The organism is Flavihumibacter sp. UBA7668, assembly GCF_002483205.1.
Classification (GTDB): Bacteria; Bacteroidota; Bacteroidia; order Chitinophagales; family Chitinophagaceae; genus Flavihumibacter.
Map to the genome: position 1 here is coordinate 426,281 of NZ_DLHM01000002.1, position 10,048 is coordinate 436,328.

10 protein-coding genes are annotated in these 10,048 nt (G+C 45.0%); 8 read left to right on the plus strand and 2 right to left on the minus strand.

All coding sequences use genetic code 11. The features are described 5' to 3' along the window. Positions 1-13: 13 nt before the first annotated feature. From B2746_RS05505 to B2746_RS05540, 8 genes are all read left to right on the plus strand, one after another. A complete protein-coding gene (locus tag B2746_RS05505; RefSeq protein WP_239597322.1) occupies positions 14-700 on the plus strand; it encodes a conjugal transfer protein TraI in 687 nt (228 codons plus the stop codon). Positions 701-711: 11 nt separating this feature from the next. Next, entirely contained in the window at positions 712-1,320 is a 609-nt protein-coding gene (locus B2746_RS05510) for a hypothetical protein (protein WP_239597320.1), read from the plus strand. Position 1,321: 1 nt separating this feature from the next. Next, a complete protein-coding gene (locus tag B2746_RS05515) occupies positions 1,322-1,960 on the plus strand; it encodes a TerB family tellurite resistance protein (RefSeq protein WP_239597318.1) in 639 nt (212 codons plus the stop codon). Positions 1,961-1,971: 11 nt separating this feature from the next. Continuing rightward, complete coding sequence (gene traJ / locus B2746_RS05520; RefSeq protein ID WP_239597315.1) at positions 1,972-3,153, plus strand: conjugative transposon protein TraJ; 1,182 nt, start codon at positions 1,972-1,974, stop codon at positions 3,151-3,153. Positions 3,154-3,176: 23 nt separating this feature from the next. Next, positions 3,177-3,815 (plus strand): conjugative transposon protein TraK, encoded by a 639-nt coding sequence (gene traK / locus B2746_RS05525; protein WP_239597313.1) that lies wholly within the window; start codon positions 3,177-3,179, stop codon positions 3,813-3,815. A 456-nt stretch (positions 3,816-4,271) separates the two neighbouring features. Next, on the plus strand, positions 4,272-5,525 hold the full coding sequence (gene traM / locus B2746_RS05530) for a conjugative transposon protein TraM (protein WP_239597311.1): 1,254 nt from the start codon (positions 4,272-4,274) through the stop codon (positions 5,523-5,525). Positions 5,526-5,543: 18 nt separating this feature from the next. Further along, positions 5,544-6,350, plus strand: a complete 807-nt coding sequence (locus B2746_RS05535; protein ID WP_239597309.1) for a DUF4138 domain-containing protein — start codon at positions 5,544-5,546, stop codon at positions 6,348-6,350. Positions 6,351-6,388: 38 nt separating this feature from the next. Continuing rightward, positions 6,389-7,186: a hypothetical protein gene (locus B2746_RS05540; protein ID WP_239597306.1), complete on the plus strand. Its 798-nt coding sequence runs from the start codon at positions 6,389-6,391 to the stop codon at positions 7,184-7,186. 38 nt (positions 7,187-7,224) lie between these two features. Here the strand turns inward: B2746_RS05540 and B2746_RS05545 are convergent, their stop codons facing one another. Both B2746_RS05545 and B2746_RS05550 read right to left on the minus strand, forming a co-directional pair. Then, entirely contained in the window at positions 7,225-7,761 is a 537-nt protein-coding gene (locus B2746_RS05545) for a hypothetical protein (protein WP_239597303.1), read from the minus strand. 421 nt (positions 7,762-8,182) lie between these two features. Continuing rightward, a partial coding sequence (locus B2746_RS05550; protein ID WP_290791794.1) for a multicopper oxidase family protein occupies positions 8,183-10,048 on the minus strand: 1,866 nt, incomplete at its 5' end.

The following is a 10,048-nucleotide window of genomic DNA, read 5'->3' on the forward strand; positions in this document are numbered from 1 at the left end:
AAAACGGGTGTGTATGAAAAAGAAGGGTAGGCTGTTGGTGGTTGTTCTCTTAACCAGTTTAAGTACGATCGTACCCAGCCAATCTGCCCAGGCTGCTTGGTGGGAAGTAGTCCGGCAGGTGGTGATTAAGGTCATACTGGCGATTGATGCCCAAGTACAGCGCCTTCAAAATAAAACGATTGGTTTGCAGAATGCACAGAAAGCACTCGAGAATACATTGTCCAAATTAAAGCTGGAAGAAATTGGTGATTGGGGCGAGAAGCAACGGAAGTTGTATGCCTCGTATTACGAAGAGCTCTGGAAGGTAAAAAATGCACTAGCGACTTACAAAAAGGTAAAGGAATTAATCGAAACCCAACGGGCCTTAGTGAAAAGTTACCAGCGAGCGTATCAATTGTTCCGGCAGGATGAGCATTTTACACCCCAGGAAATCGAATACATGGGATTGGTGTATAGTGGTATGCTTGCCAAAAGTTTGGAAACTGTCGATCAGCTTTTGCAAGTGGTACAATCCTTTACAGTTCAAATGAGTGACGGAGAGCGTTGGAAGATTATTGATCAAGCGGCTGCAGATATGACAGTATTACTAAGTGACCTGCGTCGTTTCAATCAGGAAAATGTGCTCTTATCGGTGCAACGTTCCAAAGACAAGGTTACCCTGCAACGCGTACGAATGTTATACGGTATTTCAAGTAATTAAATCGGACTACTATGGTACGAGTATGGATTCTCCTGCTAAGCTTCTGCTTACTGGGTCAGGTGGTGCATGCCCAAGCAAAACTGCAACCGTTGATCAAACGGATTGCGCTGCTACAGGTTTACCTGAGCTACGTGAAAAAAGGATACCGGGTGGTGCAGGGGGGACTTCGGTTCATTGGCGATGTGAAAAACGGAGAGTTTTCGTTGCACACGGATTATCTGGGTTCCTGGGGAGCGGTTAATCCGGCTATTCGAAAGGGGCAACTAACTCTGGCTTGTATTCAACTGCAGCAACAGTTGATTCGACGCTGCTTTGCACTCAGTCGCCAGGCCCAAGCTTCGACCATGTTGGCGGATCGGGAAGCGGTCCAGCAAACGATCGGTGTGGTACTGCAAGAAGTAGAGTTGGGTGTACGTGCGTTAGGGCACTGGATTGAAGCGGCGCAATTGAAAGCAACCGATGAAGACCGTCTCACTGCCATTCACTTGTTGTACCAGCAACTGATGGAACTAAGTCAGTTTCTGGACACCTATCAAACCGATTGGCAACTGCTGCAAATGCAGCGTCAACGAGCACAGCAATCCATTCAATCCACCAGGGCAATCCATTCAATCCAGTAATATGAAGCGACTACTTTTTTTCTTCTTCAGTGCAAGTATGTGGCTGATGCCACTGCCTACTCAGGCACAAGTGCAAGAAGCTATGCAACTAGCCTTGAACATTCAGAAGCTCAATCAGCTCCGAAAAATCCTACAGAACATGTACGATGGGTATCAGATTCTGATGAAGGGCTACAACCGGGTCAAGGGGATAGCAGAGGGGAATTTTCAATTGCATGATTTGTTCCTGGATGGATTGCTACAGGTGAGTCCGACCGTTCGAAACTACCACAAAATAGGAGCTATCATTGCTAGTCAGAAACGGCTACTCCAATCAGCCAAGCAGTTAGTGGATGAGGCCCGTGGCAGTGATCGATTCAGTCTGGAAGAATTGGACTATTTCAGTAAGGTGATGGAGCGTCTGGGGAAATCAAGTTGGGATAATTTGGATGCGTTACTAATGGTGGTAACAGCTCGGCAGCTGCGCATGACGGATGCGGAACGATTGGAAGCCATTGATCGGATTTATGTTACCGTACAGGATCAATTGCAGTTTCTACAAGCCTTTACCAAAGAAGCACAAGTAGTGGCAAAACAACGGGAAAGGTTGCAGGAGTCGAACCGGCGGGTTCAACAGTGGCATGGTATACGACCGGAATAAAAATTGAAGCTATGAAAGCAGCGCATGTAATCAGCTTGGTTGGGATGTTCCTGGGTGTGGGTGTACAATTTACCAGTCAGGCGCAGGGGGTGGCAGGAGAAATTCGGGGCTTACACGGCGTGCTGGATCAACTCTACCGTGAGATGTTGCCACTCTGTAGTCAGTTAATAGGAGTGGGGCAGGGGATTGCAGGGTTTGCGGCCTTGTATTACATCGCAGCACGGGTTTGGCGGCATTTGGCAAATGCAGAGCCGATTGATTTTTATCCCTTGTTTCGGCCTTTTGTGTTGGGCATGGCGATTTTGTTGTTTCCACATGTGGTGGGGCTGATCAACGGGGTACTGCAGCCCACCGTGAGTGGTACCAGCGCTTTGGTAGATAACAGTAATCAGGCAATTGAAGTATTGTTGGCCAAAAAAGAAGCTGCCATTCGCAATTCCGATGTCTGGCAAATGTATGTGGGTGCTAGTGGTGCGGGTGATCGGGACCGGTGGTACCGCTATACCCATCCGGAAGATCCAACGGGAACAGGAGAGGGTATGTTTGAATCGGTCGGCAATGACATCAAATTTGCCATGGCAAAAGCATCCTATAATTTTCGGAACTCCATCAAGGAATGGATGAGTGAGGTGCTGGCATTGATCTATGAAGCAGCAGCACTCTGCATCAATACCCTACGGACGTTTTTTCTTATTGTTCTGGCGATTCTGGGTCCGTTGGTATTTGGGCTGGCGGTTTTTGATGGGTTGCAACATACGCTTACGGTTTGGATTGCCCGGTACATCAATATATTTCTGTGGTTACCGGTTGCCAATATTTTTGGCGGGATCCTGGGTAAGATTCAGGAGCAAATGATTGCGCTGGATATTGAGCAAATCGGAGCGGCGGGAGATACGTTTTTCAGTGCCACCGATAGTGCCTATTTGATTTTTTTGGTAATTGGCATCGTTGGCTATTTTTCGGTACCGAGTGTAGCCAACTACATTGTGCATGCAGGTGGAGGCAATGCCATTTTGTACAAAGTTTCCAGTTTGTTTAGTGCCTCTAGTCGGGGAATGGTACAATCCACGCTTGGTACAGGTACTTCGATGGTGCGGGATGTCTATGGCGAGGTAAAAAATGCCACATCTGGAAGTATGGCTGGTGCAGGTCAATCTGGTGGCTATTTTGCAGACAAGGTGGCAGGCAAGTAACAAGCAAGTTTGAGTTAAATCGTGTGAAAGAGGAGGAGGGTAAAATGTTTAAGCAATTGCAACAATTGGATACGGCATTTCGGTATGTACGTGGTTTTACATTGCTGATTATAGCATCCTGTATGGGATTGTCTGCCTGGGTGGTCTGGTCGGCTCAACAAACCAGTCGTCAATTACAGGATAAGATTTATATCCTCAGCAATGAAAAAGCATTGGAGGCTGTGGCAGAGACAAGACAATCCAATCTGCCGGTAGAAGCGCGGGATCATGTACGTAGTTTTCATGAAGCTTTTTTTCGCTTGGATCCGGATGAAAAGGTGATCCAACAAACGATTGCCAAAGCCTTGTACCTGGCCGATGAATCAGCCAAACAACAATACGATAACTTAAAAGAACAGGGTTTTTATCGGCAACTGATAGCAGGCAATATCAGTCAGCACATTGCTATTGATAGTGTCTTGGTTCAAACCGAGATCCCCCCTTATTATTTCCGGTGTTATGCTTCGCAACAAATCATCCGAACCAGCAGTGTCCTCTACCGAAAATTGATAACGGACGGTTACTTACGATTGGTTCGAAGATCGGATCACAATCCACATGGTTTTTTAATTGAACGCTGGCGAATTCTGGAGAATCCGGATATCCGTCGCAGCGCTCGTTAAACTTTTTTGTATGAAAAAAAACTGGTTAAAACATGTAGGAAACACTAAACAGCCTTGGTGGGAAGAGCAGCTAGAACGTTGGGTTTTTCAGTTCCTTCAATGGCAATGGTGGGTTTCCTATAAACTCCAACAACGGATGCATCGATTATCCCTGGCCGACCAGCGAAGGGTATGGCTCTTCTACGTGGTAGGGTTTAGTTGTTGTATAAGCGTTGTATTGGTCAAACCTTTTCTAAAGGAGGAGGCATCTCATGGGTTAGCGCACTGGATACCCATGATCACTCGTACAGGAAGTGTGCCCATAGCAATTAAGCAACATCAATGGATCTTGTTTCCGCCTCTCTATTCCCGTTTTTCAGCTGCATTTGACGGTGTTGTCATATCACCATCCTCCTTTCCCGTCCATTCATTGAATAGAACGAAATCCTATTATCAATCAGTAAAGCAAGATAGTATATGCAAACCATGACCATACGTGCCAGGCGCACACAAAAAGCATTGTTTTTTTTGCCGTTAATAATCACTCCCTTTTTATGTCTCGCCTTTTGGGCGGCAGGTGGAGGACAAGGAACTGTAACCAATTCCGGCCCTACTGTCAAAGGCCTCAATTTTCAACTGCCGGATCCTTTCTTTACAGAGAATAAAGAGTTGGATAAGTGGGCATATTACGCACAGGAGGATGCGTTGGATAAGAAGGAAGCCGCAGCCAAGCGGAAAGAGCGGTATTGGGATCGTGAATCGGCTGCTGATCAAGAAACCCTTGAAGCGGACCCTTCAGCTAAAAATGAGCAAGCATTTTCCAACAGCAAACGAAGTGCTGCTCGTCAGCTTTCGAAAAAAGCGTCAACGGATCAACAATCAGAAAGACTATTAAAAAAAATAGCAGAGCTGGAACAAAGTTTGGCAGCTCCAACCGAAAACTTCGAATCCAAGGAGGTACTTACTCCTACTGTGCTGCCCCATTCGCAAGAAATGACGGAGTTGAATGGGATGATGCAAGCTATTCAAGAAGCAGGCGCTTCACCGGATACTGAGATGGACCGGTTGGATAGTATGCTGGATAAGATTTTGAGAATTCAGCAAGGGAATTGGGACGAGGATGAGAGCCGTCCAATGGCAAAGGAAACTAGTGAACGAACTGAAAAACCGCTCGGTGTAACTGAGGTGCTCCCTGCTAACGCTGCTCAAGTGGAGGAACAAGCGAGTCCGTCATCCTATTTCTTTTCAGCTACTGAAATCCTGATATCCTCCAACAACCAAAGTCCTCAAGCGATGGTATACGGAGAGCAGGTATTGGTGCCTGGGGCAGCTGTTCATTTGTTGTTATTGGATACTATTCGGCAAGGTACTACGCATATACCAGCTTTTACCAGTTTCTATGGTACAACCAGTTTACAGGGAGATCGCTTGCAAATTGTTGGTAAAACGATGCTTGGTTCCGGGCATTGGCAATCTATCTCCTGGCAGGTGGTGGATATGGATGGATTAGCCGGGATTGCAGTTCCTGCTTCGCTTACAAGGGAATCGTTACGGCAAAGTGCGGGACAGGCCGTGCAAGGAATTGATTTGCTAGGAGGTATTAATCCTTCCCTATCCATGCAGGCGGCAACGGCAGGTATCCAGGCTGCAAAAACCATGTTGGCAAAGCGTACCCGGCAAGTGAAGGTAAACCTGCCATCCGGCTATCGGGTTTGGCTTCAAATTAAATAATCCTTTCAATATATAACCATGATTCGAATAAGTGTATTGCTGATTGTTAGTTTTCTCATTGGGTATTGTGTGTCAGCACAGGAAACTACAACTCCCCTGCTTCAGATTAGCCATAGGGCAACGACTACGGTGGTATTTCCGGCAGCTATTAAAGAACTGGATATCGGCAGTCGTGAGGTGGTATGCAAACGGGTAGCCGATAAGCCCAACTGTATTTGGATCAAGGCAGTTTCGGAACATCTGCAGCCAACCAACATTACCATTTTCACTAGTAAGGATCGATTGTATGTGTTGAAGGTTGCCTATAGTGAAGCACCTGCGACCTGGGTATTGAAGGTAGATACTTCTCATGCGATGTTAATAGAAGGGATGTCAGTAAAGGGAAAGCAGCCCGAACAGGTTGAGGAGGTTTCCCAGAAAGATGAACGCCCCAAACAACGACAACGAGCAGTCCTAAAAAAAGCAAAACAAGGACTTCGCGCGACACTTAGGGATTGGGCGTACCAGGAGGGGAGCTATGCAATGGATTGGGAGCTTAGCAATCGGGCGGCTGTACCTTTTGAATTGGGACGGGTTCAATACTGGATAGTAACCGACAATAAATCCAAAAGAAGTGCCACCCAATCGGTAGCTGTTCCTGTACATGCCGTTCATCCAGAAACTACTGCTATTCAACAGGAGGGAAAACAACATGTCCTGGTAACAGTGCCCACCTTCTGGCTTACCAAAAACCAATACGCGAAAATAGTATGGATGGATAAGAAAGGAGAGCGGTACTTACAGGTGAGCATCAAACCCCGTCACCAACGGAAAATTAGCAAGTAGAAGAAAAATCAATTTGATCATTCAAAAAAATCTGTGTCATGAACGAGAAAAATTTAGAGTATCTCGCCAATCAGTTAAAGTATACCGGTTTTGGTGAATCGTTGCAAGAAAAGCTGAAAGAAAATATCAGTAAACAAGTTCCGGAATTTGTGTTGTATCACCAGGCGGAGTTCGGAAAGGACAGTGTAGCGGCAACCTTGCATTTTCGAAAATCCCCGGAAACCGATATGTACTTTTTCAATCGGTACAATGTGCTTTTAAAGTCCGAACAACATCCCGATCCCATTAAGCAGACATTTTATATGGCGAACAAAGAAGACAATATCACCTTCAAGGAGGGATACAATTTGCTTAGTGGTCGTGCCGTCCAGAAAACGCTTACGAATAAAGCAGGCGAAAAAGCGGAAGGCTGGGTACAACTGGATTTTAAGGAATTGGACAAACAAGGCAATTACAAACTGCGCTCCTTTTATCCTTCCTATGGGTACGATTTAGGGAACGTCCTATCGCAAGTACAACTTAAAGAATTGGAACGGCCGGAATCCAAAGAGGCGCTAATGGAAAGTTTGCAGCGAGGAAATCGGCAGGCGGTAACAATGGAAGTAGATGGATCGTTCAAGCGTTTCTTTATTGAGGCGGCACCGCAATACAAACAACTCAATTGGTATGATGAGCGACAAACAAGAATAAAAACACCAAGTTTTAATCAATCGTCTTCCCAGGAAATAACTACAAGGAATGAAATTAAAAAAAAGGAGGAAAGTAATCAAAAACAGTCATCTAAAGAAGAAGTCAAACCTAAATCAACTAGGAAGGGAAAGGGATTAGGGGTATAAATTGGCTAATTTTCTTGAATCCTCCATACATGCAGCAATTACGTATGGATATTAAATATCTGCACAACCTTGGAGCCAGTAAAATGCATTGTTGCTAAGGGTATCGGGTGTCTACAATCGCGCAATTGTAGGGCACCTGCGCTTGTGGCAGATGCGCAAACAAAAGGTAAAGTGGCTGTTGGGTGCATGGTGAAGCCATTACGGCGCTGGTATTCAGCTAAATAATTGTAAAACTGCGTACGTCCATAAGGGTTAGGATCGTTCTGTCTGTACCACTGCCACTGCAATTCCAGTGTCATCCCCTTGCGGCGGAGCGATTTGCTAATAGCGGGCAAAAGAGCCTGAAGACGAGTTAGCCGGTCTTCATCCGGAACAGTAGCTTCTTTAGGAGGGAAAAACAGCTGCTGAAGGGCAAGGTCATCATAGCCTTCAATTTCTTCCAACGTAAGACGCAACGTCTGGAACTTACGAACGTACAGCTTGATTACATTCCGGGATACTCCGGTAATCTGATGGGTCTTTTTACTTCCAATGCCCTGACAATAACATCGGATAATTTGCTTGATTTTACTCATACTGATTGGTTTATTAGCCATTCATTTTTCGGTTAGTAATCACCGAAAACTAGGCTAATCATAACCAACCTTAAGCCATCAATATCAGGGGGGCAGTTTGCACTGAAAACAGGGGGTCAGTTTGCACTGAACAAAAGGGGTCAGATTCCAGCGAAAACCGGGGGTCAGTTTGACCGGATTTTACACATCAGTGCACGTATTCGTTTCTCTCTATGTTTATCCTGTTTAATAATGTAGTTAACACTTGCGTTGGTGTCAAATTACACCCACAAGAATTTCAATAACTAAATTCTTGTGGGTGTAATTTGCTTTTTTCATAAATATTGGTTATACAGTTTTATATTATATTACAAGGATCTAATCTCTTCGGTGAGAAGATTACGCATCAGACCAGTAAATATCGTCGTTATGTTTATCCATCTTAATAGGTCAATGATAATCCGACACCCCATCCCATATCACTATCGTAGTGAGTGCGGATGCCGATGTTTTTGTTGATGATGTAACTAAGTTCCCCCATGTATTCAAAGTCCGTATTCACCATAAAGCCACCCCGTAATCTTTTGGATATAGGAATATCCTCTCTCATCATTTGCAACCGGACGATTCCATCGTGATATACCTCTGCCTGGAAGTTAACCAGCATCGGCAGCGTATAGATAAATCCTAAGCTAAACTGTCTGCGGGTGTCTTTCTCATTTCTTTGCCCAAACAAATTCTTTTCGTGCTCATCAATACCGAGTCTGCGGTAACGCCAGTCAAAACCTATGAATGGCATAAACCATTGCATTCTGCCCAAATACCTGCCTAAATGTGTTTCTACCTCGTAGCCGTGCATATCATTGTAACCTAAACGCCATTCCGAACTCAGGTTCCACCTCGTGTTTTGCAGCATTGCCGTTCCGTCATTTCCATTGGTGGCAAAGTCATTTTGCGCCATGAAATGTGGCATGTTGCTTTCCCGCTGTAAGGTTCTATAGGCTTTAGCCTTATCGGGTAAGTTGGGATTTTGGTAATCGCCTACAGCAAACACCCTGTTCATGCCCGACATCATGTGATACAAAATATGACAGTGAAAAAACCAGTCGCCCTCCGTATTTGCTGCGAACTCAAGGGTGTCTGTTTCCATCGGCATAATATCAATGATATTTTTAAGCGGTGAATGCTCTCCTTTACCGTTTAGCACCCTGAAATCAAATCCGTGCAGGTGCATGGGATGGCGCATCATGGAGTTGTTGTAAATCGTAATGCGCAGTATTTCACCTTTCTTGACAGGAATTTTATCCGTTTCAGAAAGTACCCTGTTGTCCATGCTCCAAACATAGCGGTTCATATTCCCGGTAAGGGTGAATTTTATGTTTTTTACAGGTGCATCTTTAGGTAGTGATGTGTTGTAGGGAGATTTGAGCATGGAATAATTTAAAGTAACAATATCTCCCAAAGCATTCGCATTATAACGGTTGGGGTCATTATCCATATTCATTCCGCCATGCTTACTATGGTCAGCCTTTTTTCCTGCTTCTCCTGTAATTTCGGGGTACATGACCACATTCATATCCATTTGGTTCAGGCTCATCTTCATACCCATATCGTCCAGGTCGCCGTTCATCTTCATCATATCGTTCATCATCTTCATCCCTTCAAAGTATTTCAGTCTCGGCAGCGGTGAAATAAGCTGCTTTACCCCATTACCGATAAAATAGCTTGCCGATTGTGTCCTGTCTTCGGTTGTCGCTAAAAATTCGTACGCCAAACCATCATCAGGAATAGTGACCACTATATCGTATGTTTCGGATACGGCAATAATTAACCTGTCCACCTCAACTGGCTCCACGTCGTTACCATCGTTTGCCACTACGGTAATTTTACCACCGGCGTAACGCAGCCAGAAATAAGAAGATGCACCGCCATTGGAGATACGAAGACGGACTTTATCCCCAGCCTTCAATGTTTTTCCATCCACCGACTTTAACTCCGGCGAATTGTTGCCATTCATAAGGATCTTATCATAATACACATCACTTACGTCCATTGCCAGCATCCGTTTCCACTCATTCTTTACTTTCACGCCTAATTTTCCTTCTCTGATAGCTTCAACGTATGACTGCGTTGCATTCTTTTTAATGGCAGCCCAATCATTGGCGTTGTGCAACATCCGGTTAATGTTGTTAGGGTTATAATTTGTCCATTCGCTCAGGACAATGGGTAAGGTGGGCAAATCGTCGATTCCTTTTCTAAAGGTCTTATCGTCTGCACGCTTGTTCATTATAAAACTGCCGTACATTCC

Excerpts from the sequence above, each read along its gene's own strand:
- B2746_RS05505 (WP_239597322.1), top strand. The coding sequence starts at position 14 with ATGAAAAAGAAGGGTAGGCTGTTGGTGGTTGTTCTCTTAACCAGTTTA.
- B2746_RS05510 (WP_239597320.1), top strand. The coding sequence starts at position 712 with ATGGTACGAGTATGGATTCTCCTGCTAAGCTTCTGCTTACTGGGTCAG.
- B2746_RS05515 (WP_239597318.1), top strand. The coding sequence starts at position 1,322 with ATGAAGCGACTACTTTTTTTCTTCTTCAGTGCAAGTATGTGGCTGATG.
- traJ (WP_239597315.1), top strand. The coding sequence starts at position 1,972 with ATGAAAGCAGCGCATGTAATCAGCTTGGTTGGGATGTTCCTGGGTGTG.
- traM (WP_239597311.1), top strand. The coding sequence starts at position 4,272 with ATGCAAACCATGACCATACGTGCCAGGCGCACACAAAAAGCATTGTTT.
- B2746_RS05535 (WP_239597309.1), top strand. The coding sequence starts at position 5,544 with ATGATTCGAATAAGTGTATTGCTGATTGTTAGTTTTCTCATTGGGTAT.
- B2746_RS05540 (WP_239597306.1), top strand. The coding sequence starts at position 6,389 with ATGAACGAGAAAAATTTAGAGTATCTCGCCAATCAGTTAAAGTATACC.
- B2746_RS05545 (WP_239597303.1), bottom strand. The coding sequence starts at position 7,761 with ATGAGTAAAATCAAGCAAATTATCCGATGTTATTGTCAGGGCATTGGA.